At 68.1% G+C, this 24,905-nt stretch carries 21 protein-coding genes; 6 read left to right on the top strand and 15 right to left on the bottom strand.

Annotated elements, in window-relative coordinates:
* Positions 1 to 491 precede the first annotated feature (491 nt).
* Genes AB5T46_RS05815 through AB5T46_RS05845 form a run of 7 tightly spaced genes read right to left on the bottom strand, consistent with a single transcriptional unit; the run spans position 492 to position 8,048 of the window.
* Positions 492 to 1,649: a Gfo/Idh/MocA family protein gene (locus AB5T46_RS05815; protein ID WP_370562907.1), complete on the bottom strand. Its 1,158-nt coding sequence runs from the start codon at positions 1,647 to 1,649 to the stop codon at positions 492 to 494.
* A complete protein-coding gene (locus AB5T46_RS05820; protein ID WP_370562908.1) occupies positions 1,646 to 2,683 on the bottom strand; it encodes a sugar phosphate isomerase/epimerase family protein in 1,038 nt (345 codons plus the stop codon). The genes AB5T46_RS05815 and AB5T46_RS05820 overlap by 4 nt, the downstream gene beginning before the upstream one ends.
* Before the next feature lie 33 nt (positions 2,684 to 2,716).
* Positions 2,717 to 3,901: an MFS transporter gene (locus tag AB5T46_RS05825; RefSeq protein ID WP_370562909.1), complete on the bottom strand. Its 1,185-nt coding sequence runs from the start codon at positions 3,899 to 3,901 to the stop codon at positions 2,717 to 2,719.
* Positions 3,902 to 3,933: 32 nt separating this feature from the next.
* Entirely contained in the window at positions 3,934 to 4,710 is a 777-nt protein-coding gene (locus AB5T46_RS05830; protein WP_370562910.1) for a 3-keto-disaccharide hydrolase, read from the bottom strand.
* Complete coding sequence (locus AB5T46_RS05835) at positions 4,710 to 5,336, bottom strand: gluconate 2-dehydrogenase subunit 3 family protein (protein WP_370562912.1); 627 nt, start codon at positions 5,334 to 5,336, stop codon at positions 4,710 to 4,712. The genes AB5T46_RS05830 and AB5T46_RS05835 overlap by 1 nt, the downstream gene beginning before the upstream one ends.
* Positions 5,336 to 7,138 (bottom strand): GMC family oxidoreductase, encoded by a 1,803-nt coding sequence (locus tag AB5T46_RS05840; RefSeq protein WP_370562913.1) that lies wholly within the window; start codon positions 7,136 to 7,138, stop codon positions 5,336 to 5,338. Before AB5T46_RS05840 ends, AB5T46_RS05835 begins: the two co-directional genes overlap by 1 nt.
* A 7-nt stretch (positions 7,139 to 7,145) precedes the next feature.
* Entirely contained in the window at positions 7,146 to 8,048 is a 903-nt protein-coding gene (locus AB5T46_RS05845) for a sugar phosphate isomerase/epimerase family protein (RefSeq protein ID WP_370562915.1), read from the bottom strand.
* Positions 8,049 to 8,264: 216 nt separating this feature from the next.
* Here AB5T46_RS05845 and AB5T46_RS05850 point away from each other — a divergent pair, with 216 nt between their 5' ends.
* Positions 8,265 to 8,630: a hypothetical protein gene (locus AB5T46_RS05850; protein ID WP_370562916.1), complete on the top strand. Its 366-nt coding sequence runs from the start codon at positions 8,265 to 8,267 to the stop codon at positions 8,628 to 8,630.
* Between the two features lie 106 nt (positions 8,631 to 8,736).
* Complete coding sequence (locus AB5T46_RS05855; protein WP_370562917.1) at positions 8,737 to 9,657, top strand: 3-keto-disaccharide hydrolase; 921 nt, start codon at positions 8,737 to 8,739, stop codon at positions 9,655 to 9,657.
* A gap of 150 nt (positions 9,658 to 9,807) precedes the next feature.
* Here AB5T46_RS05855 and AB5T46_RS05860 read toward each other — a convergent pair whose 3' ends face one another.
* Complete coding sequence (locus AB5T46_RS05860) at positions 9,808 to 10,947, bottom strand: lactonase family protein (protein WP_370562918.1); 1,140 nt, start codon at positions 10,945 to 10,947, stop codon at positions 9,808 to 9,810.
* Between the two features lie 168 nt (positions 10,948 to 11,115).
* On the opposite strand from AB5T46_RS05860, the gene AB5T46_RS05865 reads away from it, so the two are divergent.
* The 4 genes from AB5T46_RS05865 to AB5T46_RS05880 all read left to right on the top strand — a co-directional run bounded on the left by AB5T46_RS05865 (position 11,116) and on the right by AB5T46_RS05880 (position 16,315).
* On the top strand, positions 11,116 to 11,844 hold the full coding sequence (locus AB5T46_RS05865) for a response regulator transcription factor (protein WP_370562919.1): 729 nt from the start codon (positions 11,116 to 11,118) through the stop codon (positions 11,842 to 11,844).
* A complete protein-coding gene (locus AB5T46_RS05870; protein WP_370562920.1) occupies positions 11,844 to 13,313 on the top strand; it encodes a sensor histidine kinase in 1,470 nt (489 codons plus the stop codon). The genes AB5T46_RS05865 and AB5T46_RS05870 overlap by 1 nt, the downstream gene beginning before the upstream one ends.
* 103 nt (positions 13,314 to 13,416) lie before the next feature.
* Positions 13,417 to 15,297, top strand: a complete 1,881-nt coding sequence (locus AB5T46_RS05875) for an iron-containing redox enzyme family protein (protein ID WP_370562921.1) — start codon at positions 13,417 to 13,419, stop codon at positions 15,295 to 15,297.
* A gap of 124 nt (positions 15,298 to 15,421) precedes the next feature.
* Positions 15,422 to 16,315, top strand: coding sequence for a DUF6999 family protein (locus AB5T46_RS05880; RefSeq protein WP_370562923.1), 894 nt, complete (start codon positions 15,422 to 15,424; stop codon positions 16,313 to 16,315).
* An 831-nt stretch (positions 16,316 to 17,146) separates the two neighbouring features.
* Here AB5T46_RS05880 and AB5T46_RS05885 read toward each other — a convergent pair.
* The 7 genes from AB5T46_RS05885 to rpsR form a co-directional block, all read right to left on the bottom strand.
* On the bottom strand, positions 17,147 to 17,824 hold the full coding sequence (locus AB5T46_RS05885; protein ID WP_370562924.1) for an OmpA family protein: 678 nt from the start codon (positions 17,822 to 17,824) through the stop codon (positions 17,147 to 17,149).
* A 122-nt stretch (positions 17,825 to 17,946) separates the two neighbouring features.
* On the bottom strand, positions 17,947 to 19,443 hold the full coding sequence (locus AB5T46_RS05890; protein WP_370562925.1) for a WS/DGAT/MGAT family O-acyltransferase: 1,497 nt from the start codon (positions 19,441 to 19,443) through the stop codon (positions 17,947 to 17,949).
* 51 nt (positions 19,444 to 19,494) lie between these two features.
* Positions 19,495 to 20,949: a cryptochrome/photolyase family protein gene (locus AB5T46_RS05895; protein ID WP_370562926.1), complete on the bottom strand. Its 1,455-nt coding sequence runs from the start codon at positions 20,947 to 20,949 to the stop codon at positions 19,495 to 19,497.
* Positions 20,950 to 21,127: 178 nt separating this feature from the next.
* Complete coding sequence (alr, locus tag AB5T46_RS05900; protein ID WP_370562927.1) at positions 21,128 to 22,222, bottom strand: alanine racemase; 1,095 nt, start codon at positions 22,220 to 22,222, stop codon at positions 21,128 to 21,130.
* A 151-nt stretch (positions 22,223 to 22,373) separates the two neighbouring features.
* Positions 22,374 to 23,777 carry a replicative DNA helicase gene (locus AB5T46_RS05905; protein ID WP_370562928.1) on the bottom strand — a complete coding sequence of 468 codons (1,404 nt, stop codon included), beginning with the start codon at positions 23,775 to 23,777 and terminating at the stop codon, positions 22,374 to 22,376.
* A gap of 257 nt (positions 23,778 to 24,034) precedes the next feature.
* The gene (rplI, locus tag AB5T46_RS05910; protein ID WP_370562929.1) at positions 24,035 to 24,496 is read right to left on the bottom strand and encodes a 50S ribosomal protein L9; all 462 of its coding nucleotides are present in this window, start codon (positions 24,494 to 24,496) and stop codon (positions 24,035 to 24,037) included.
* A 165-nt stretch (positions 24,497 to 24,661) separates the two neighbouring features.
* Positions 24,662 to 24,892, bottom strand: a complete 231-nt coding sequence (gene rpsR / locus AB5T46_RS05915) for a 30S ribosomal protein S18 (RefSeq protein WP_096208774.1) — start codon at positions 24,890 to 24,892, stop codon at positions 24,662 to 24,664.
* Positions 24,893 to 24,905 lie beyond the last annotated feature (13 nt).

A 24,905-nucleotide genomic window follows, 5' to 3' on the forward strand; every position in this document is an offset into this window, starting at 1 on the left:
AGGAAGCTGCACCATCTGTCCGTCCAATGACCTACGACAACATCTTCCATCGACCAAGACGTTCAAGGAAGTCCGTTGTGCATCTTCAACACATGATTGCGAAGACTCGCCCATTTGCGATGTCGTGCGCAGCAATCCGCTGCGCCTGCTTCACTTGTACTTGAGAGTGTCGTGCGAGCTAAATGCGAGTTGAACGGCGTGCGTCATCACCTGAAAAAATAGATGCGCTGCGACGCGACGGAATTTACTTCCACTTCGGTGGGGTAACGATTGGGGTAACCACTCGCGCGATGCGATAAAAACGCTTTGATGGCGTGTACTTACCGGCCGATTCGATTCCGCCCACCTCCACCATCTTCAGATCCAAAGCAAGTCCGAACAAGGCCGATAATCTCTTTTAAAACAAAGGTTTCGGCCTTTTTCTTGTGCGAGGATGAATGACATGGACGAGCGGCATCGCTGTCGCGGCTCCCGCTGTTAGGGAGCGATTGCTACGAGGCGATGGGCACCCAGGCCGCGCCTTGTCGTGCGCTGGCCACCGCAGCCTCGATGAAGGCCATTCCGGTGACGCCGTCGTCGATGCCGGGGAGATCGAGGTTGCCCGGCGGCGGCTCGCCGGCGACTTCCGCGGCGATCGCACGGAAAGCCTCGCGGTACAAGTTGGCGAAGGCCTCCAGGTAGCCTTCCGGATGCCCGGCCGGTATCCGCGTTATCCGCTGTGCGACCTCGCTGACATAGTCATTGCCGCGGCGCAGGATTTCGCGCGGGCGGTCCGGGTACTTGACGATCAGCTCGTTGGGATGCTCCTGCTGCCACTCGAGCGATGCCTCGCTGCCGTACACGCGCAGGCTCAAGTTGTTTTCTTCGCCTACCGCGACCTGCGAGCTGTGCAGCACGCCGCGCGCGCCGCCTTCGAAGCGCAGCAGCAGATTGCCGTCATCCTCCAGGCGGCGGTCGGGCACGAAGGTGGTGAGTTCGGCGCACAGTTCGGTGATGCGCAAGCCGGTGACGTAGCGCGCCAGGTTTTCGGCGTGTACGCCGATGTCGCCCATGCATCCGGCCGCGCCGCTGCGCGCCGGGTCGGTGCGCCAGGATGCCTGCTTGTGGCCCCCGCTTTCGATGTCGCGCGCCAGCCACCCTTGCGAATACTCCACCACCACCTTGCGTAGCGTGCCGAGCGCACCGTTGCGCACCAGTGCGCGCGCCTGTTTCACCATCGCATTGCCGGTGTAGTTGTGGGTCAGCACGAACACCTTGCCGCTGCGCGCGACCGTCTCGCGCAAGGCGCGCGCCTCGGCCAGCGTCAGCGTGACCGGCTTGTCGCAGACCACATTGAAGCCGTGGTCCAGGAACAGCGTCGCGGCCGGGAAATGCTGATCGTTCGGGGTGACGATCACGACGAAGTCCAGCCGTTCGCCGGACGGACGTGCCGCCTCGGCAACCGCCATGTCGCGATAGCTGCCGTACGCCCGTTCGGCGGCCACGAACAGGTCGGCCGCCGAATCGCGCGAGCGCTGCGGGTCCGACGAGAAGGCGCCGGCGACGAGTTCGGCCTGCCCGTCCATCTGCGCGGCGATCCGGTGCACGGCGCCGATGAACGCGCCACGGCCACCGCCGACCATGCCGAAGCGCAGCTTGCGCCCGATCATGACTTTCGCTCGAACGCGGCTTCGAAGGCGACCGCGCTCGGCGGGAAATCGAGCTGGCGCACGTAGGCCGCTGCCTCCGCGGCGCCGTGCCGACGATCCATGCGCGCGTCCTCCCATTCCACCGACAGCGGGCCGCGATAACCGATGTCGTTCAACGCGACGATGATGTCCTGGAAGCGGACGTCGCCGCGCCCGACCGAGCGGAAATCCCAGTGGCGGCGTGCGTCGCCGAATTCGGTATGGCCGCCGAACACGCCCACGGTGCCGTCGCCGCGTCCCCACCAGACGTCCTTCATGTGGACGTGGAAGATGCGCTCGCCGAAGGTGCGCAGGAAGCGGACGTAATCCACGCCCTGGTAGGCGAAGTGCGAAGGGTCGAAGTTGAAGCCGAAGCGCGGGTGGTGGTCGACCGCTTCCAGTGCGCGCTGCGCGCTAGCGATGTCGAACGCGATCTCGGTGGGATGCACTTCCAGGGCGAAGTTCACGTCGACCGCGTCGAAGGCGTCGAGGATCGGCCGCCAGCGCCGCGCGAAGTCGTCGAATCCCTGCTGCAGGTAGGCCTGCGTGGTCGGCGGGAAGGCGTAGACCGCGTGCCAGACCGACGAGCCGGTGAAGCCGGTGACCACGGCCGGGAAATCGATCGCCGCCGCGCCCGGCCGCGCGTCGAAGAACGCGCGTGCGGCGCGGGCGGTGTCGATCATCCGCGCGGCGGCGCGCTGGCGCACGCCTTCGGGCTCGCCGTCGCCCCAGACCTCCGGCGGCAGGATCGCGCGATGGCGCTCGTCGATCCGGTCACAGACCGCCTGCCCGACCAGATGGTTGGCGATCGCATGACAGCCCATCCCCTGTGCCTGCAGCACATTCCAGCGCTGGTGCACGTAATCCGGCGAAGCCAGCGCGCGTTCGACGTCGAAGTGGTCGCCCCAGCACGCCAGCTCCAGGCCGTCGTAGCCCATGGCCTTGGCCTGCGTGGCCAGTTCGTCGAGCGAGAGGTCGGCCCATTGCCCGGTGAACAGCGTGACGGGACGTGGCATTGCGGAACTCCTGTTATTCGTGCGCAGACTCGTTCATGCGTCGACGCGTTCGATACGATAGCCGCCGCGGGCGCGGTCGACCAGATGGAGGATGCCGAAGATCAGCGCGATCGCGACCGGCAGCACCGCCCACACCGGCAACACGTTCGCGGCACCGTAGGCATTGTTGATCCAGCCCATGACCGGGCCGGCCACCGCGGTCGAGAACGCGCCCGCGGCGCCGATCACCGCCAACGCCAGCGCGCCGCCACGCGGGAAGCGTTCGGAGGTCAGCCCCAGCATCGTCGGCCACCAGAACGCGGTGCCCACCGCGAGCAATGCCGCGGCGGCGAACGCCAGCACCGGCGTATCGGCGCGCCCGAACAGCCACAGCCCGAGCGCCGCGACCGGCGCCGTCACCGCGATCAGCGTCACCGGCGAGAGCCGGTGCGCCAGGCCTCCGCCGAACTGTCGCAGTGCGTACATGATGCCGTTGATCCACACCAGCAGCAGCACGCCGGCCTGCAGCGTGCTGTGCATGACCTCGTTGAAGATGTTGCTGACCCACTGACCCGGGCCGAGTTCGGCGGCCGCAGTCAACCACATGCAGACGAACACCACCAGGAACAGCGGGCGCCTGAGTTCACCGTACATCGCACCGGTGGAAACGCCCGCCGCCTTGCGTTCGGTATCGGGAAAACGCTGGGCGAAGAACATCGCCGCGTAGATCGCAGAAGGCACCAGCATCAGCAGCATCTTGGCTTGCCAGCCCAGGCCGAGCTGGGTGAAGGCGAAGGCCAGCACGCCGCCGACCACGATGCCGCCCGGGAACCAGGCATGCAGCTTGACCAGTCGCGCGGTCTTGTCGTTTCGATACAGCGTGGCGATGAGTGGATTGATGCCGGCCTCGACGAAGCCGTTGGCGACGCCGATGAGCACCGTGGCCGCAAACAGCATGGTGAAATCGGTGGCGAACACGGTGAGCAGCACGCCGGCGATATGCCCCACTGCCGCCAGTTTCAGCAGCCGGCCCATGCCCAGCAGGTCGCACAGCGTGCCGCCGAACAGGATCGACAGGCCGAAGCCCCAGAACGCGGCGCCGCTGATCCAGCCCAACTGGACCTTGTCGAGCCCGAACGCGAGCTCCAGCTCGCCCATGATGTCGCCGCGAATGGCGAAGGACATCGCAGTGGCCAACAGGGCGATGCAACTGGCGACGAACAGGCGCTGCGGGTTCATACAGTTTCTCCGTGGGACAGGGACGAATGGTTTTACGGCAGCGCTCGCACCTTGATGTTGCGATAGTGCACTTCGCTGTCCGGATCGTGTGCCTGCAGCGCGAAGGTACCAGAGGACAGCACCCGGCCTCGCATGTCGGCCGGTCGCTCTGGTCGCGCCGGTTGCGTGTAGTCGACGATCGGCTTGTCGTCGACGAAGGTGCGGATGCGGCGATCCTCGACGCGGATGCGCAGCGTGAACCAGACGTCGTCCTTGGCCGGCGCCTGATAGTTGTCCTTGACCCCGTACAGGCCGCCGGTGCGCTTGGGATCGCTCTGGCTGTTGTTGACCTGCACTTCGTAGCCTTTGGCCGGCCAACCCTCGTCCTGCCAGGCGGTATGGAAGTAGACGCCGGAATTGGCGCCGGGCCGCGTCATGACCTCGAGCTGCAACTCAAAGTTGCGGAAATCGTGACGCTCCACCGGGCCGACGTAGTACAGGTGCGAGCGCGGACCGCGCACCACGATCGCGCCGTCGTGCACGCTGAACGAGCCCGGCGCTTCACTGGCACGCCAACCGGCGAGCGTCTTGCCGTCGAATAGCGTCTGCCAGTCGTCCCGTGCCTGCTCCGCAGGCTGCGCGCTCACGCAACCAGCCAGTGCCAGCAGGCAGGCGCCTAGGAAACCAATTTGCATGAGATACGTCCTCCAGTCAGACCGGCGCATGACCGGCACGGATCGGCGCGGCGCCGACATGGCGGCCACGGGCATCGCCAGCACGCCGGCCGCAGCCGCGGCTCCCAGCAGATCGCGGCGCGTGATCGGCGGCATCAGCCCACCCCCACGAGTTTGAGCACTTCCGGTGGCGGCCCGTCGAAGCTGGCCAATGGCACGTTGCCGACATAGCCCAGGTACTGCCGGCCCTGCGGCGACGTGCAGAACCCGCCGATGGTCAGGTCGCGGTAGCGGGCGAAGAATTCCGCGGCCTGCTTGAACTCGCCGCGCGCCTTGGGCAGATAGCAGATGTCGTCGCAGATCGCGCGACGCTGGCTCACGCTCGATTCGCCGAAGCTGCGCGAAAAGCGCTGCTCCGCCTGCGCATCCAGCCAGTCGAATCCGGCCAGGATCAGCTTGCGATCGGCGGCCTGTTGCGGATACGGCGCACTGACCCATTCGTTGATGAAGCCGACCACGCCGACCGCGACCGCGCCCGGTCCGTCCACGTCGGCCGGCACGATCAGGTCGCACAGGGCGGTGGCGATGCGCCGCTGCGGTGCGCTCAGCGTCAGCGGCCAGATCGAACCGGGTCCGTAGACCTTGAGCAGGTCCGGGTCGGTGCCGTAGCCCACGCCCGAAGGCAGCTTGGGCGGCGGCTCGGAACTGCAGCCGGTCAGTTGCATCAGCGGCAGCGCGCTGGCCGCGCTCAACATCCACTTCAGCGAGGTGCGGCGGTCCATCAAAGCTCCTTGCGGCGCATGCGCGCCAGGATGTGGTCGGAGGCACGCCAGGCCAGCGCCATGATCGTCAGCGTCGGGTTCTTGTCGGCATTGGACGCGAAGACTGCGCCATCGGTGATGTAGAGATTATCCACGTCCCAGGTCCGGCACCACCGATCCGTGACCGAAGTCTCCGGATCGGCGCCCATGATCGCGCCGCCCAGCTCGTGGATGATCGAGCCGCCGGGCTCGATGGCCTTGGCGCCGTCGGTCTCGACCTTGCCCCACACGCGCCCGCCCATCGCCTCGATGATGTCGGCGAAGGTGCGTTGCATGTGCGCGGCCTGGCGGGTTTCGTGTTCGGACCACTGCCAGTGGAAGCGCAGCACCGGGATGCCCCACTTGTCCTTCATCTGCGGGTCGATCTCGCAGTAGGAATGCTCGTTCGGAATCATCTCGCCGCGGCCGGCGAAGCCGACGAAGGAGCCGTAGTAGCGACGCACGTCTTCCTTGAACTTCTGGCCGTAGCTGCCGCCGGTGAGCCATTCGAGCCCGGCGGCGGTGTGCAGGCTGGGCATGCGCCGGCCGCCGCCGAACTCGATGTGGTAGCCGCGCGCGAAACCGAGCTGGCCGGCCAGCTGCTCCTTGTAAAGCCACCACGGCGAATACATGTGGCCGCCGTCGGCGCCGTCCTCGTTGTGCAGCGGCAGGTTCTCCAGCAGCGGAACCTGCCCGCTCAGGCTGGTACCGACGGTGTCCATCAGATAACGGCCGACCTTGCCGCTGGAATTGGCCAGGCCGTCGGGAAACGAGGTGGACCTGGAGTTGAGGAGGATCCGCGCCGATTCGCAGGCGCTGGCAGCCAGCACCACCACGCGCGCCGAGGCTGCGAATTCCTTGCCGCTGGTCCTGTCGATGAAACGCACGCCGTCGGCCTTGCCATTCGCGCCCAACACCACCTCGCGCACCATGGCATCGCAGACGATGTCCAGCCGGCCGGTCGCCAGCGCCGGCGGCAGGTGCACCGTGGTCGACTGGTAGTTGGCGCCGGTCGAGCAGCCGCGGCCGCAGGGCGTCGCCCAGAAGCAGGCGGCGCGGCGCAGCATCGCCTCGCGCAGGATCCGCTGCGCCTCGGCGTTGCCCGGATGCAGCCTGGCCGGCAGGTTGTCCGCATCCAGGCGCCGGGTCAGCACCGCGCGGTGGCCGGCCACCACCGGAACACCCAGGCGCCCGGCGCGCTGCCGGACCAGCAGGTCGCTGACCCTGGGCTTGGGCGGCGGCAGCAGGACGCCGGGCGGGGAATCGGGCGTGTTCTCCAGGCCGTCGTTGTCGCCGTAGACGCCGACCAGCATCTCGACCTTGTCGTAGTACGGCGCCACATCGGCGTAGTCGATCGGCCAGTCGAAGCCCAGGCCGTCGCGGCTGTAGGGCTTGAAATCGTAGGGGCCGTTGCGCAGCGAGATCCGGCCCCAGTGATTGGTGCGGCCGCCGAGCATGCGTGCGCGCCACCAGTCGAACCGGCCGGCATCGTCCTGGCTTGCGTTGACGTAGGGTTCGCCGGGCACCTGCCAGCCGCCGTCGACGGTGGCGTCGTAGAAACCGAACGCCTTGTCCGGGGTACTCGTACCGCGCAGCGGCGCCTGGTCCGGGGTCTGGAACATCGGGGTTTCGGTGGCCGGCGTGTAGTTGCGCCCGGCTTCGAGCATCAACACCCTGGCGCCTTCCATGCACAGCGTGTAGGCGGTCTGCCCCCCGGCCGCGCCGGAGCCCACCACGATCACGTCATACGCCTGTTTGATGGCGCCTGCGGTCAGAAAAGGCATGGGCGCGTCACGCTTTCAGGCGATTCAGGTAGTCGAAACTCAGCTTCGCGCTTTCCAGCGGCGGCCGCTCGAAATTCTCCTGCTCCACGAAATAATGGCGGATCCGCTCCGGATCCATGGCGGCGAACAGCTTCGGCCAGTCCACCCGGCCATTGCCGACTTCGGTGGTCTGCGTATCGACGCGATCGACTGTCGTCCTGGCGTCCTTGCGCACGTCCTTGACGTGCAGGGACGAAATCCGGTCCGCGTGGCGGGCGAGAAGCCGCAGCGGATCGGCGCCGGCGGCGACGACCCAGCCGATGTCGAGCTGCATCGTCACCAGCTTCGCATCCGTCAGCCGCAACAGTTCGTCGTACGCCACCACGCCATCGTAGGAGCGGAACTCCATGTTGTGGTTGTGGTACCCACACGTGATGCCCGCCTCGCGCGTGAGCTCGCCTATCCGGTTGAGCTGCTCGGCATTCCATTTCCAGTCGTCCAGGGTCATGCCGGCCGCGAGCGCACCGCCGTCCTCGAAACGCGAATCCGCCGTCGACGGAAACGGGATCACGATGTACCGCGCGCCGATCGCTCTTGCGTAGTCGATGCGCTGCTGCAGGTCCTTCTGCGCATCGGCCATGCCGCAGTGCATGCTGGGAGCGGTCAGGCCGTTGTCCTGAAGCATGGCCCGCACTTCGGCGGCGGGCCGCTTCGGCACGCCTGCGAACTCGACTTCTCCGTATCCGATCGCGCTGACCGCCTTCAAGGCAGCCGGGAGGTCCTTTGCGACATCGTCCCGGATCGTCCACAGCTGCAGCCCGACCGGCTTGCCCAGGGGGCCGAGGCGCGGTCTCGCGGCAAAGGCACCCAGGGAGGTCATTGCGGCGAGCGCAAGGGAGCCGTATTGGAGAAAGGCACGTCGAGTCAGCATGGTGTTCCTTCGCTCCCTCAGGAAATATCCGGACTGGAACCAACGAACGCTGTTGCAGCGCAACAACGCATTCGCGTCGTGAATCGTTCGAGGTCCGCCTTGACAAGCGTTTCAGATGTTACCGGCTTTTCGCGGTAGAGTCTCGATCTAATCGGGCTCGAGGGCCGACTTTTCGCTGTAGAGTCCCGATCCAATCGGGCTCGAGGAAGGGTAGGCATGGCCGTCGGCAATCGTTCCTTTGACGCAATCGTGGTCGGCACCGGCATCAGCGGTGGATGGGCCGCCAAAGAGCTGACCGAGAAGGGATTGAAAACCCTGGTGCTGGATCGCGGGCGCATGGTGAAGCATGGCGAATACCCCACGGCGACCAAGAAGCTCTGGGAGCTGCCCTATGCCGGCCGCCCCACGCAGGCGGATCTCAGGAAGCAGGCGGTCGCGGCACGCACCGGCTACGCGGTCACGCAAGCCACCAAACACTGGTTCGTCAACGATATCGATCATCCCTACATCGAGAAGAAACCTTTCGGCTGGGTGCGCGGCTATCACGTCGGTGGCCGCTCCATCATGTGGGGAAGGCAGTAAGGTCTGAACGAGCTCCATTAGTCCGCAAAGGACGCGGGGAAAGCACTGCAGTTTCAACGCATTCCCCTTCTTGGACATTGCCGGTATGTGACAAGAGGACTGACGCATGACTCCGAATTCCACACGCATCGCGCGATCCGGCTGCTGCGTTATTCTTTTCGCCGCACTGTTCGCGGGCGGCACCGCGGCGGAGACCTCTGCCGATGAGTCTGCCGAGAAGGAGGAATGGATCGCGCTGTTCAACGGCCGTGATCTCGACGGGTGGACGCCGAAGATCACCGGTCACGCGCTCGGCGACAACTTCGGAGATACGTTTCGTGTCGAAGACGGGCTGCTCAAGGTGCGCTATGACCGGTACGAGTCCTTCGACAGGAAGTTCGGGCACCTCTTCTACCAGGATCCGTTTTCCTACTATCGCCTGGTGGTGGAATACCGCTTCGTCGGCGAGCAGGCGCCGCATGGCCCCGGGAACTGGGCCTTGCGCAACAGCGGCGCGATGCTGCATTCACCGCATCCGCGCACGATGGGACGCGATCAGGACTTTCCCATTTCCATCGAGGCGCAGTTCCTCGGAGGCCTGGGCGACGGCGAGGCGCGCTCGACGATGAACCTGTGCACCCCAGGAACGGAGGTCGTCCATCAGGGTTCGATCTATCCCGAACATTGCCTGAGCTCCGCTTCGAAGACATTCGACGGCGATCAATGGGTGCGCGCCGAGATGCTCGTGCTGGGCAGCGGGCAGATCACCCATTTCGTCAACGGCGAGGAAGTGCTCGAGTATGCATTGCCCCAGTTCGGCGGCGGCGCCGTGTCGAATTTCGATCCGGCTGCCAAGCCCGAAGGGCAGCTGATCGAAGGCGGCTACATCTCATTGCAGAGCGAATCGCATCCGATCGACTTCCGCAAGGTGGAGCTGCTCAACCTTGCTGGCTGCATGGACCGCAGCGCGAGCAACTACAAGCGCTATTACGTCAAGTCCGTGCCTGAGAGCTGCGTATACGCGAAAGGCTCGAAGCCGGCAACGTAACACCCGCATTGTTCAAGAACTGCCGGTTCGCGGTGGCGACGCCGTGCCAGCGACACGCCACGCGCCGTTGCCCGAAGCGGAAAAGGCCGCCCGTCACCCCGGCGCCGGCGGAGATGACGGGCAAAAAATGCTCTCCGGCGCGTTCCCGCTTCAGCGCGCCACCAGGCCGGTGGCGCCGCCGACCGCAGCGCCGGTCGCCTGGTGTTCGATCAGCTGCAATGCGCCGTCGGTCCCGACGCGGAACGCGCTGATGCTGCCGGTGCCCGGGTTGAGCGCGTACAGGAAACGGCTGCCGCGATCGAGCGCCAGGTCGGCCGGCGCGCTGCCGGCACCCGTCTGCGCCGCGATCGCGTCGGCGAGGCTGGCCGCGCCATCTTCGTCGACCACATAGGTCGACAGGTTGTTGCTGCCCGTGTTGGCGACATACGCGTAACGGCCGTCGCGGGTCACCGCCACCCAGCATGCCGCGGTCTGCTGGCTGGGCACCGCCGCGGTGATCGGGCTGGCGCTGCCGTCGGCGCGGAGCTGCCAGGACGTCAACGTGCTGGCGGCCGCCGCGCCCCCTGCGGCCTCGGACACCAGCATCTGGTCGCGGCGGCCGAAGGCGAAGCCGAACGGCGTCGGTGCCGGAGAATCCTGCACGTTGGTTTCGCCGAGCTTGCCGTCGCCGTCCACGGCGAACGTCAGCACTCGGTTGGTCGCCTTCTCGGTGACGGCCAGCAGGTCACCGGCACGGTTGAACGACACCTGGGCCGCGCCTGCGCCACGGGCGCTCAGCGTGCGGCGGGAACCCGGAATCGGTATCAGTTTGCCGTGGACGGCCAACCTGAAACCCTGGACGTTGTCGCTGCCGGCATTGAGCACGTAGACGATATCGTCCTCGATGGCCACGCTGACCGGCTGCATGCCGCGCGAGGACTCGACGTCGGTGCGCAGCAGGTGGTTGCCGAACACCAGAAACACCGAAATGCTGTCGCTGCCCGGGTTCACGGCCAGCAGCCAGTTGCCGGAATCGCTGAGTGCCAGCGCGCCCTGGTTGCCGAGGCCGCCGCCGGTGCCGTTGCCACCGGTGGGAAAGCTGCGTCGCGGATCGAGGCTGCCGTCGGACATGCGATCGAAGATCAGCACGCGGTTTCCGGACGGCGCATTGCTGAGCGAGTACACCGCGCCTTCCGCGCGGCCGAAGTAGGTGGCGCCGACCGCCAGCGGTACGGCGAGCGCGATAGCGGTGAGGCCGAGCGCGGCGAACCGGGGCGCGCGGCGGGCGGGATTGGACTGTCTGCGTTTCATGCGGGGATCTCCACGGGGAAACGGGGGGATGCCCGTCCGGGGACGGGTCGTTCGAGGATCCGGCGTGGCCGGTCACCAAGTCCTCACGGAAAGTTCAAATAAATGTGACTTGACAGTGCGCCCGGATCGGACGATCAAGGACGCTCGAAAGCGCCCAACGGAGGCCCGGTGCAGGATCCGAGACACATCCTGGTGATCGAGGACGACCACGACATCGCACAGATGCTGGTGCTCAACCTGCGCGCGGAAGGCTTCGACGTACACGTCGCCCACAACGGCGAGGACGGCCTGGCCCAGGTTCGGCAGGCGCGTCCGCAGCTGCTGGTGCTGGACCTGATGCTGCCGGGCATGGACGGCCTCGATGTCTGCCGACGGCTGCGCGAGGGCGCCGACTACCTGCCGATCATCGTGCTCAGCGCTAAGTCGAGCGAAACCCAGCGTGTGCTCGGACTGGAGCTGGGGGCCGACGACTACTTGACCAAGCCCTTCTCCATGGCCGAACTCGTCGCCCGCGTGCACGCGGTGATGCGGCGCATGCAGGCGGCCGAGCACCTGGCCGCCACGCGCGCCGGCGTGCTGCACCACGGGCGGCTGCGCATCGATCCGATCGCCCGCGAGGTGCACCTGGGCGGGCGGGCCGTCACGCTGACCAGCAAGGAGTTCGACCTGCTCGCCTTCTTCGCTCGCAATGCCGGCCGCGTGTTCAAGCGCAATGAGCTGCTCGACCAGGTGTGGGGGCATGCCCATGACGGCTACGAGCACACAGTGAACTCGCATATCAACCGCCTGCGCAACAAGATCGAGGACGATCCTGCCAATCCCGGCTACATCCGCACCATCTGGGGCGTGGGCTACAAGTTCCTGTCGCCGGACGACGCGAACGGAAGCGCAGGCTGATGCCACGTTCGCTCTATGCCCGTGCGGCGCTGACGTTCGCGGCCATCCTGCTGGTTCTCGGGGCGCTGCTCAGCTGGTTCGGCTACGGAGCGGCCAAGCGGCACCAGCACCAGATCCTGCAGCAGGTCAACCTGGCGCTGGCCGGACATATCGCCGCGCAGCCGCCGCTCTTCGACAGTGGCGATGCCGGCCACGCGCGCACGGATGCGCTGTTCAGCCACCTGATGGCGGTCAATCCCAACATCGAGGTCTACCTGCTGGACGCCGACGGCGCCGTGCTGCGCGCATCGCCGGAGATCGGCACGCCGGAACGCGACCGCATCGACCTGACGCCGGTGCGCAGGCTGCTGGCCGGTGCGCCCCTGCCCGTCCTCGGCGACAACCCGCGCCACGACCGGGGCCGCGAGATCTTCAGCGCAGCGCCCATCCGCGATGCCGGCGGCACGATCACCGGCTACGTCTACATCGTGCTGCTCAACGACATGTACCGCGACATGGTGGGCGCGGCGTGGCGGGATTACGTGTTGCGCAGCGCGGCGTGGATCGCAGCCTTCGCCGTGCTGGTGGCCCTGGCTGCCGGCCTGACCGCGTTTGCGCTGATCACGCGGCGCCTGCGACGCGTCACCCGCGAAGTCGAGGCCTTCGCCGGCACGCCCGGCGAGGGCGCCATGCCGGTCGCCGACCCTAAGGCGGGCGGAGACGAGATCGACCGCCTGTCCATCGCATTCGCGGCGATGCGGGCGCGCCTGCAGACGCAGATGCACGAGCTGCAGCGCCAGGACGAACTGCGCCGCGAACTGGTGGCCAACGTCTCCCACGACTTGCGCACGCCGTTGACCTCGATGCAGGGCTATCTCGAAACGCTGGTGCGCATGGATCCCGCGCTCAGCCGCGAGGAGCAGCGTCAGTACCTCGACATCGCGGTCCGCCAGAGCCACAAGGTCTCGCGTCTGGCGCAGCAGCTGTTCGAGTTGGCGCGGCTGGAATGCGAGGAGACCCTGCCCCAGCCCGAGCTGTTCTCGATCGGCGAGCTGGTGCAGGACATCGCGCAGAAATACGCCCTGACCGCGCAGGAAAAGGCACTGCAGCTGCACACGCACGTCGAGACTGGATCGCTGCTGGTGCGTGCCGACATCGGCATGATCGAGCGCGTGGTCAGCAACCTGATGGACAACGCCATCCGCCACACGCCCGAGCACGGCGAGATCCGCCTGGAAGCCGGTGCGCGGGCGCAAGGCGTGGAAATCTGCGTCAGCGACACCGGCCAGGGCATTCCCGCCGAACACCTGCCCGGCCTGCTGGTGCGCGGCTCGCCGCTGCGGCAGATGGCCATCCAGCGCGGCGGCGGACTCGGCCTGTTGATCGCCAACCGGATCCTCGACCTCCATGGCAGCCGCATCCAGGCCGCCAGCGACGCAGGCCAGGGCACGCGCGTCAGTTTCGTGCTAGCGACGACGACGGCGGCCTGAGCATCCGCCGCGACGACCCCGCACGCCTCTTCATCGCCGTTCCGAACGCAGCGGGAGGCTTGGAGAACCGGTATAAAGACCGGCACTCACCAGGGACAGGCGCATGCGATTCGACGACGTGTACATCACCGCCACCGGCGCCTATTACCCGGGTCCTGCGATCGACAACGAGGCGATCGACCGCTACATCGAGCCGATCAATGCGCTGTCGCCGCGGCTGAAGCGGCGCATCCTCGGCGAGAACGGCATCCTCACCCGCCACTACGCCATCGACGAGGACGGCAACAGCACCCATTCCTGCGCCGGACTGGCGGCAGCGGCGGTGCGCGCCTGCCTGGGCGAGGACCGGGAAGCCGCATTGCGCGGCATCGGGCTGCTGGCGGCGGCGACCTCGTCGGGCGACCTGCTGCTGCCCGGCTTTGCCAACATGGTGCAGGCCGAACTCGGCGCTCCGGCCATGGCCACCGCCAGCCATCACGGCGTCTGCGCCTCGGGCGTCTCGGCGCTGCAGCATGCCGCGCTGGCGCTGCAGCACGGGCAGTACGGCGACGCGCTGGTGGCGACCGCAGAATTCCCGTCGCGGCTGTTCAAGCGCTCGCGCTTCGCTCCGGTGGGCTACAACGCCGACTTCGACGCGCACTTCCTGCGCTGGATGCTCTCCGACGGCGCCGGCGCCTGGCGGCTGTCGAACACCCGGCCGGCCGCCGGCCTCGCGCTGAAACTGCAGCACCTGCACCTGAAGTCCTTCTCCGGCGAGCTGCCGCTGTGCATGCAGGCCGGGCAGTCGGCGGACGGGCGCCACTGGGGCGACTACCCGACCTTCAGCGAAGCCGACGCCGCCGGCGCGATGCTGCTGCGCCAGGACATCCGCCTGCTGCCGCAGCTGTTCGACGTGGCCACGCACGAGTACGTAAAGCTGGCGCAGAGCGGCGCGATCGATCCTTCGACGGTCGATCACTTCCTCTGCCACTATTCCTCCCAGCGCTTCGCGCCTGTGGTGAAGCAGTGCCTCGAACTGGCGCAGCTGGAGATCCCGGAATCGCGCTGGTACAGCAACCTCGCCGTGCGCGGCAATCTCGGCTCGGCCTCGATCTTCACTATGCTCGACGACTTCCTGCGCGAGAAGCAGCCGCAGGCCGGCGAGAAGGTCCTGCTGTTCGTGCCCGAGTCCGGACGCTTCACCGTGGCGTTCGCGCTGCTGGAGGTCATCGACGTCGCCGCGCCCGCCGGGCGTTCGCTGCCGATGCCGGAGGCGATCGAGACGCCCCCGCCGGTCGCGCTGCCCGAGCCGCCGCACAATCCGGATCCGTCCACTCAGTTGCCCGAGGTCGCGCGCCTGCTGCGCGAGCTGGCGCTGGTCTGGCACGAGTACCGCAGCCGCGTCTGGCGCACTCCGCTGGTGCGCAAGATCCTCGACGGCAGCGTCGCCAGGGCCGACTACGTCGGCTGGATGGAGCAGTGGGTGCCGCAGGTGCGCCAGGGCAGCCTGTGGATGCGCAAGGCGGCGGACCACCTCACGCCGAAGTACGCCGGACTGCGCGGCACCGTGCACCACCACGCCGACGACGAGCAGTACGACTACGACGTACTGTTCGAGGACTATCGCAACGCCGGTGGCCGGGTCGTGTCGCTCGACGCGCTGCAGCGCAACCCCGGCGGCGAGGCGCTCAACGCCTACCTGCACGCACGCGCGACGCAGCCGGACGCGCTGGGCCTGCTCGGCGCGATGTACATCATCGAGGGCACCGGGCAGCGCATCGTGCCGGCGCTGCTGCCGCTGCTGCGCCGACGCCTCGGCTGGCTCGGCAAGAGCTTCACCTTCCTCGCCTACCACGGCGAGAACGACGTCGCGCACCTCGAGCGCTGGCTGCGGACGCTGGAAACGGTGCTGGAGATCGGCGGCCGCGCGGTCGCCGAGGAGATCCTCGATGACGCGCGCCATGTCGCGGTACTGTATGCGCGACAGCTGGAGATGATCCGATGACGCGGCGCCCCCTTGTAGAGCGGAGCTTGCTCCGCTGCTCCTGTTCCGTTGCTCGGGCTTCCGGAGCCTCGCGCAGCGGAGCAAGCTCCGCTCTACGGGGACGAAGGGTCGAAGGAGATCGCGCGTGAGCAGGACCGAAGACTGGCTCGACTCCCCGCACGATCCGCGCGATCCGAACCCGTGGCTGGCGTTGTATCTCGACGCCAGCGGCCCGCTGGCCGACGAGGTCAAGCGCGCCTGGCTGGCCGATGCCGCATCGCGCTCGCGCCAGTTCGTGCTGCCGGTGGTACGGCCGCTGGCGCGGCTGTCGATCGTGCTGATCCAACTGCTGAAGATCGTGCTGCCGCGCGGCTTCACCTCGTCGAAGTGGCTGCACCGCACGATCGTCTGGGGCATGAAGACGTTCGTGCGGCCGGAGGCGAACTGGCTGATCCTGCGCCACTTCCATCTCGGCTCGCAGATACTGGCGTTCATCGGCCGCAACGCCCTGCCCGGCCGCGAGCTGCCCTCGCATCCGTTGAAACCGGCCGATATCGACGCATTGCGCGACGACGTATTCCTGCAGCACGACCTCAACCTGTTCAACTTCATCATCCATCTCAACCGCGAACTCGGCGGGCACCCGATCCAGCCGCCGGCATCGCTCGACTTCTCGATGATCGAGCCGCCGGACCTGCGCATGGAGGACATGCCCGACCGCTGGAGCAACTTCATCGACCTGCAGACCGCGATCGAGGTCTACACCCCGGTCTACCAGCTATTCCTGACCGACAACGATTTCTGGCGCGCGACCAACTCGCTGCAGCTCGACGAGATCATCGGCATCTATTCGGCGACGCTGCTGCAGCGCCAGGACTACCTGGTGTTCCTCAACAACAAGCACCCGCTGGTACCGCTGACCACGCTGCGCGCAGGCTTCCGCCTGGTGCTGCACGGCCTGTCCACCGAGATGCTGCACGCCCTGCTCAGCCGCGCGAAGGCGGGGCATCCGCAGCCGGTGGCGGAGGCGGTGGACTGAGATCCCAGCCAGCGGGAATAGCTCCGAGCATCCGGACGTGAATCGCCGGTGTGGCGTGCAAGTTGGGGAGCATGTCCCGGCCGGGGGCGCTGTTGGTTCGAAGCCCGCGAATCCAGGCTTTCGTGGCGCAAAGAACGCCTCCGGTCTGCCGCGTCGGGGCGTGAGCCGCGCCGCGGGAACTACTCCGCCCTTCGGTCCGGCCATCCATGGCCGGACTCAGGGCCGCTGCACCGTGCCGCTACGCGGCCCGGTCCGGCCCGGCGCAGCGCGCCGGGCGTTCGCCAGGACTGCGCGGCAGTCCGCGCAAGCAGTCCTGGCTCACCCATGTGCAGCTCTCCGCAATTCCCGCGGCACGTCTCCCGCTCCAACGTTCGATGGCTTCGGTGTGAGAGCCTCCGGGCATCCGGGAGTGAATGACCGGTGCGGCGCCCGGGCCGGGGTATGCGGATAGCAGGCCATGGGTGAGCACGGGCCGCTTGCGCGGCACTGCCGCGCGGCCTGTGCGAACGCCCGGCGCGCTGCGTCGGGCCGGACCGGGCGGCGAAGCCGCACGGGCCTGCGGCGGCGAGTCCGCCATGGATGGCGGACCGAGCCGGGGAGCATGCCCCGGCCCGGGCGCCGCTCGTTCCGAAGCCGAAGATCTGTTCCGAAACCAACATGACAACGGGCCTTGTTGCAACGGCTGCTAGGCCCGGCTATTCACTAGATGCCGCCCGTGGCGACGGGGCTACTTCGTCGCCACGGTAGGAGCTGCCTGGCGCGGCTATTCAATGGATGCCGCCCGTGGCGACGGTGCTACTTCGTCGCCACGGTAGGGGCTACCTGGCGCGGTCAGGCCTGGATCGGCACCAGGGTGATCTCGACGCGGCGGTTCTGCGCGCGGCCGGCCTCGGTGCTGTTGTCGGCGATCGGACGCGTCTTGCCGGCGCCGACGGTGATCATGCGCTGCTGCGCGATGCCCTTGGTTCCCAGGTACCCGGCCACCGCCTGCGCGCGGCGCTCCGACAGCTGCTGGTTGTAGCTGTCGCTGCCGACGCTGTCGGTATGGCCGGCGATCTCGATGATCGTCTGGTCGTACTGGCGCAGCGTGTTGGCGACGTTGTCCAGCACCGGATAGAACTGCGACTGGATGTTGGACTGGTCGAAGCCGAAGGTGATGCTGCCCGGCATGTTCAGGGTGATGTTGTCGCCCTGGCGGACGACATCGACGCCGGTGCCGGCCATCTGCCGGCGCAGATCGGCTTCCTGACGGTCCTGGTAGGCACCGACGGCGCCTCCCGCGAGCGCTCCCGCACCGGCACCGACCAGGGCACGCTGGCGACGCTCGGTGGCATCGCCACCGCTGAGCAATCCGGCCACCGCACCGATGCCTGCGCCGACCAGCGCGCCGGTCCGGGTGCGGTTGGGATCGTTGGGATCGCCGGTCTGGCCGGTATAGCTGGCGCAACCGCTCATCAGCAGCGCACCGGCGATTGCGGCGGCGAGACCGGGATTGGCGAACTTGCGCATGGTGGCTCTCCTTAGAATGACGCCGGACGGTCCGGCTGGGTGAACAGGCCACCATGCTAACCACGCCGGGGGTCTCAGCAGGGTGACGGGAGCCGCAACGGCCGCCATCGGATAGTCCCCATTCAGCCGGCAATTCCCGGGGATGCGCCTGCTTGCGGGGCCCGGGGCTCGTCGACCACCAGCCCCTCGGCCGCAGCCGCGTCGAGCGCGGCGCTCCAGTCGCCCATCAGCGCCAGGTACAGCAGCTTCTCGAACTCCGGGCCAAAACGGCGGATCACCGCATCCGGATCCGGGATCAGCCGCGCATCGGCGATCAGCCCGAAATGCACCCGGCCGTTGTAACTGAGGATCGAGATGCCGATGCCGATGGAACCGGTCTGCGGCACCCAGAACATCATCTCGCGCAGGGTGCAGCCGGCCAGGTAAAGCGGCTGCTGCGGGCCGGGCACATTGGTCGCGACGGCGGTGGCCTTGCGGCTGAGCAGCGCCAGCGCGACCTCCTGTACTGCTTGAGGTGTCATGCCCAAGGCCGCGAGTAGTCCATATGCAACAATGGCTTGCCTTGAACTCTTCAACTGATTCATGCACTGCGCCACTCGCTCCAGCCGCCGCACCGGGTTCGGCTCGCCGACCGGCAGATCGAGGAAGACCAGCCCGAAGTGGTTGCCGAGCTTCTTCGCGTGCTCCAGGGGGCGCAGGTTGACCGGCACCGTGGCGCGCAGGGTCATGCCGTCGACCGGCTCGCCGCGCTCGCGCATGTAGTCGCGCAGCGCGCCCGCAGCCGCGGCCATCAGCACGTCGTTGACGGTGCACTCGCAGGCACGGCCGACCGCCTTCACCTCCTCCAGGTCCAACGGCTCGGCCCAGGCCACGCGCTTGCTGACGCCCAGCGGTCCACGCAGCAGCGAGGGCGGATCGTCGGGCAGCGCCAGGGCGACCAGCAGCTCGCGCGCGATCTCGCCGCCCTCCTTCGCCAGCATCGCGGCGAGGCCGGGATCGCGGTACATCTCCATGCCCTTCTCGATCACCCTGCCGCCGAGCTTGCGGTAGCGCGCCACCGCACCGACGCGGCGCGCGACCTCGGCGCCGTCCTGCTTGAGCCAGTCGCGCGCCAGGTCGCGACCGGCGTCGGGATCGCGCACCGTGTCGGTGAGCGACAGCAGCACCTGCACCAGCGCCATGCCGTCGGCGTAGCAGTGGTGCACGCGCGCGACCAGCGCCGAGCCGCCGCGGTAGCGTTCGACCAGATGGAACTGCCAGAGCGGCCGATCCTTGTCGAGCGGCGATGATCCCAGCCGGCTGACGAAGCGCTCGAGCGCGCGCTTGTCGCCGCGCCCGGGCAATGCCGCCGGCTGCACGTGCCGGTCGATGTCGAAGCCCGTATCATCCTGCCAGGCGGCGCCGGTAGGCGCGTCCACCGGCTTCTGCCGGAAGCGCGTGTAGGCGAGGAAACGCTGCTCCACCAGGTCCCGCAGCCGCTCCAGCGACATCGGCTCGGCGAACATCAGCACCCCGGTGATCATCATCGGGTTGGTCGGCTTCTCCATCCGCAGCCAGGCGGTGTCGACCCGCGACATCGGTTCCCGGCGCGGGCGTCTGCGCGGTTGCTGGGCGGCCATCCGCTCCTCCCTCGGACTGGCGGCGAGTGAAGCACGCGGCCGAGAAGAGCGTCAATCGAACCCGGAAGCGCGCGCCCGGCGCGGCCCTCGCACCTTCGCATACGCCTCGAGCGCGGCCGCGCGTCCCGCCGCCGGGTCGACCAGCGGCCTGCGCGGGTACGCCGGCGCCGCACGTCGGAGCGCGGCGGGATCCTCCCACGGCGCGAACCGCAGCGGCGGCGGCAATGCCGCCAGCTCGGGCAGCCAGCGCGCGACGTAGGCGCCATCGGGATCGAACCTGCGCGCCTGGACCACCGGATTGAAGATGCGGAAGTACGGCGCCGCGTCGGCGCCGGTGCCGGCGATCCATTGCCAGCCCAGGGTGTTGCTGGCCAGGTCGGCGTCCACCAGGGCCGCCCAGAACCAGCGCGCGCCGTGCAGCCAGTGCATCCGCAGGTGCTTGGTGAGATAGCTGGCGACGATCATGCGGACGCGGTTGTGCATCCAGCCGGTGCTGCGGAGCTGGCGCATGCCGGCGTCGACGATCGGCACGCCGGTGGCGCCGCGCCGCCAGGCCCGCAGCCTGGCCGGCGCGGGCGGCGCCCAGGGAAAGTCGTCGAAGCGCGGATCGAGGCTGGTGTCGACGGTCTGCGGGAAATGGTGCAGCAGGTGATAGGAGAACTCGCGCCAGCCCAGTTCGCCGAGGAAGCGCTCGACATCGGCCGGCGGCGCATCGACGCTCGCGCGCACCGTCGCGGCCACGCGCGCCACCGAGACCTCGCCGAAGTGCAGGTGCGGCGACAGCCGCGAGGTGCCGCGCGCGGCGGGAACGTCGCGGGTGTCGCGGTAGCCGTGCAGCGCGCCCTCGACGAAGGCCGACAGCGCGTCGCGGGCGCCGCGTTCGCCGGGGACGAAGCGCTCCCAGAACCCGTCGTCCCAGCCGCGCGCCGGCGCCAGGCGCAGCGCATCCAGCGCCAGGCCGTGCGGGATCGCGTCCTCGTCCGGCAACGCGTCGAACCCGCCCGGCGCGTCCCACGGCGCCGGTTCGCGCCAAGCCGCCCGCGCCGACGTCCAGAACGGGGCGAACGCCCGGTAGGGATCGCCCCGGCGCGTCGCCAGCTGCCACGGCTCGAACAGCAGCGCCCCGTTGAAGCTCTCGGCACGCGCGCCCTGCCGGCGCAGCGCGCGCTTGATCGCGGCGTCGCGCTGTTCGATGGCGGGCTCGTAGCGGCGGTTCCAGAACACCGCCTCGGCATCGGTGGCGGCGAGCAGCGACTGCAGGGTCTGCAGGCTCGGGCCGCGAAAGATCCGCAGCCGCGACCGGCGCGCGCGCAGCATGGCGTCGAGCGCGCGCAGCGAGCGGTGCCGCCAGGCCTCCGAGGCGGCGCCCGGCGCCCAGCCTCCCTCCTCTTCCGGCGCGTGGATGTAGACCGGGAGCGGCAGGTAGCCGGCCTCGGTCGCAGCGCGCAGCGCCGGGTGATCGTCCAGGCGCAGGTCGTCGCGAAACCACACCAGGGCGATGCGCATCAGCGGCGTTCCCGATGCCGGCGGCCGTGCACGGGCATCTTCCCGCCGCGACGCGGACCCGCCCTCCGGCCGGTTCCGGCGAAACGGCAAGCGCGGATCGCATGGACGTCCATGGCGGGCTCCCGGGTGGAAGCGCCAGATTAGCGGCACGCCGCGGCCGCGGCGAGCGGGCACGGCCCTAGTCCTCGACGAAGCGGACCCGGCCGGTGATCGAGCAGACCGGCTGGTAGCCGATGGTGCCGGCCGCCTCGGCCACCGTTTCCACCGGCAGGCCATCGCCCCAGAGCAGCACCGGATCGCCGGGCCGTGCGTCGGGCTGTCCGCGCAGGTCGATCGCCGTCAGGTCCATCGACACCCGGCCCACGGTCTGCGCCGGACGGCCGTTGACCAGGACCGGCGTCCCCGAGGGGGCGTGGCGTGGATAGCCGTCGCCGTAGCCGATCGCGGCCACGCCGACCGGCATGTCCTCCGGGCATTCCCAGGTGCCGGAATAGCCGATGCGTTCGCCCCGTGCGATGCGATTGACGGCGATCAGCCGCGTCGACAGGGTCATCGCCGGACGCAGGCCGAAATCCCGGCCCGGCCGGCCGGCCACCACGGAGATCCCGTACAGCGCGCCGCCCGGGCGCACCCAGTCCGCATGGGCATCGGGCCATCCGAGCACGCCGGCGGAGTTGGCCAGCGAGCGCGGCCCCGGCAGCCCTGCGGTCGCCTCGGCAAACACCCGCAGCTGCGTCCGGGTCTGCGCGCCGTCGACCGCGCCGCCGTCGGCGAACTCGTCGGAGCTGGCGAAATGGCTCATCAGCGCGATGCCGTCGGCAACGTTCGGCAACTCGCACAGGCGGGCGTGCACCGCGCGCACCGAACTCGGCGCGAAGCCGAGCCGGTGCATGCCGGTGTCGACCTTGAGCCAACAGCGGATCGGCGGGCCGGGCTCCGCCTGCGCGAGCATCTCGATCTGGTCAAAGTGGTGGATCACCGCCTCGGCCGGCAGCCGCCGCAGTTGCGCCAGATCCTCCGGTGCATCGAATCCGGACAGCAGCAGCACCGGCTGCGACAGGCCGAGTGCGCGGATCCGCTCCACGTCGGACAGGGCCGCGACGCCGAATGCATCCGCGTCGCGCAACGCACGTGCCGCCCGCTCCAGCCCATGGCCGTAGCCGTCGGCCTTGACCACCGCCATCACCCGGCTGTGCGGTGCCAAGCGTCGGATCACGCCGAGGTTATGGCGCAGCGCGTCGAGGTGGATGGTGGCGGTCGTGGCTCGGGCCATTCGCGGGATTGTAGGGTGCGGATGACCGGGCCGTGGAATTCCTGCGCCGATGCGACTCGACGCTGCGGCAGCGGTCATGGAAGGGCTTGGCTAAGCAGCCTTATCCGCGTTCATCCGCGTTGATCCGTGGCCAAAAGCGCTTCGGCCGCGATCATTCGAAACTGCCGACCGAATCGTGCGCCAAGTTGTCGAAGCGGGTGTATTCGCCGAAGAACTTGAGCTTGAACGAGCCGGTCGGGCCGTTGCGCTGCTTGCCGATGATGATCTCGGCCAGGCCCTTGTCCGGCGAGCTTTCCTTGTTGTAGTACTCGTCGCGGTAGATGAAGATGATCACGTCGGCGTCCTGCTCGATGGCGCCCGATTCGCGCAGGTCGGCCATCACCGGACGCTTGTCGGTCCGCGATTCCAGCGAGCGGTTGAGCTGCGACAGCGCCATCACCGGTACGTTGAGTTCCTTGGCCAGGCCCTTGAGCGAACGCGAGATCTCGGAGATCTCGGTGGCGCGGTTCTCGCTGTTGCCCGGCACCGCCATCAGCTGCAGGTAGTCGATCACGATCAGGCCGAGGTCGTGCTCGCGCTTGAGCCGTCGCGCCTTGGCGCGCAGCACCTCCGGCGACAAGGCCGGGGTGTCGTCGATGAAGATCCGGGTGTCCTTGATCATGCGGATCGCGCTGGTCACCCGGCTCCAGTCCTCGTCCTCGAGCTGGCCGGTGCGCAGCCGGGTGGCATTGATGCGGCCATTGGACGAGATCAGGCGCAGCGCCAGCTGGCTGGCCGACATTTCCATCGAGAACACCGCCACCGCCTTCTTGGTCTTGAGCGCGGCGTATTCGGCGATGTTGAGCGCGAACGTGGTCTTGCCCATCGCCGGGCGCGCGGCCAGGATCAGCAGGTCGGTCGGCTGCAGGCCGGCGGTCATCTGGTCGAACTCGTCGTAGCCGGTCGGCAGCCCGGTGATGCCGCCGCCGTTGGCGTAGCGCGTCTGCAGTACGTCGAACGCCTCGGCCATCGCCCTGTTGACCGGGGTGAAGTCGGTGCGGCCGCGGGCGCCGGCCTCGGCGATGGCGAACACCGCCTGCTCGGCGCTGGCGAGCAGTTCCTGGCTGTCGCGGCCCTCGGGCTGGAACCCGTCGTTGACGATGTCGGTGCCGACGTCGATCAGCTGCCGCAGCACCGCCTTGTCGCGCACGATCTCGGCATAGGCCTTGATGTTGGCCGCCGAGGCCGTGGTGCTGGCGAGTTCGACCAGATAGGCGCCGCCGGCGACCTCCCCGGCGAGGCCCTGCGACTCGAACCACTCGCCCAGGGTCACCGCGTCGTAGGGCTTGTTCTTCTCCGCCAGTTCGCGGATCGCGCGATAGATCAGCTGGTGGTCGCGACGGTAGAAATCGTTGTCGACCAGCATGTCGGCGATGCGGTCGAAGGCCTCGGGCGAGAGCATCAGCCCGCCGAGCACCGCCTGTTCGGCCTCCACCGACTGCGGCGGGACGCGCAATTGCTCGATGCGGCTGTCGCTGCTGCGCGGTTCCGGGCCGAAGCGGGGGCGTGCTGACATGGCGGGTTGCGGCTCCTGGCTTGCGTAGGCGCCGAACGCGATCAGCGTCCGGTTCGATTGTCGGATCGGGTCGGCCATCGTACGCGCGCTCGCACCGCGGAGGTTGCAGACAAGTCTTGGGAAATGTTGTGCATAACTTTCCCCGCAACCGGTCGCATACGCTGCGACGCAACATCGGCACCAACGAAAAGAGGCGCCTCGCGGCGCCCCTTCTCGGATCGATCGCCGGATCGACCCGGGATCGAGAGTCCGAAAGGTCAGACGACCGCGGCTTCCGGCTCGATCGCGACCTTGACCGTGGTCTCGACGTCGGCGTACAGATGCACGACGACCTCGTACTCGCCGACGTGGCGGAACGGGCCCTCGCTCATCACCACTTCCGACTTGCCGACCTCGACGCCGGTCTGCGCCGTCAGCGCCTCGGCGATGTCGCGCGGCCCGACCGAGCCGTACAGCTTGCCCTCGCTCGAGGCGTTGACCTTGACCGCAATGCTGGCGCCTTCCAGCTTGGCCAGGCGGCCGCTGGCATCGTCATGGGCGATCTTGGCCTTGGCTTCGTACTCGGCGCGCTTGGCCTCGAACTCGGCCAGGTTGGCGTCGGTCGCCCGCACCGCCTTGCCCTGCGGCACGAGGTAGTTGCGGCCGTAGCCCGGCTTCACGGTGACCTTGTCGCCGAGATTGCCGAGATTGGTGACTTTCTGCAGCAGGATCAGTTCCATGGGTGTGCTCCTTGTTCGTTAGCGACGCGCCGAGGCGCCGCAACTTTCAGCTGTCCGAACGGACGGGAAGAGCCGAGGAACGAGTGAAGAGGAACGAGCAACGAGAGAAAAAGCGCTCTACTACTCGTTTCTCGTTCCTCCAAGGCGCGCAAGCGCCACTCGTTCCTAGACGTTGTGGTTGTCGGTATACGGGATCAGGGCCAGGAAGCGCGCGCGCTTGACCGCGGTGGCGAGCTGGCGCTGGTAGCGCGACTTGGTGCCGGTGATCCGGCTGGGAACGATCTTGCCGTTCTCGGTCAGGTTCTGGCGCAGGGTGTTGAGATCCTTGTAGTCGATCTCCTTGACGCCCTCGGCGGTGAACTTGCAGAACTTGCGGCGGCGAAAGAACTTGGACATAGGGGCGCTGCTC

The sequence above is a fragment of the Luteimonas salinilitoris genome (assembly GCF_041300785.1).
Taxonomy (GTDB): domain Bacteria; phylum Pseudomonadota; class Gammaproteobacteria; order Xanthomonadales; family Xanthomonadaceae; genus Luteimonas; species Luteimonas salinilitoris.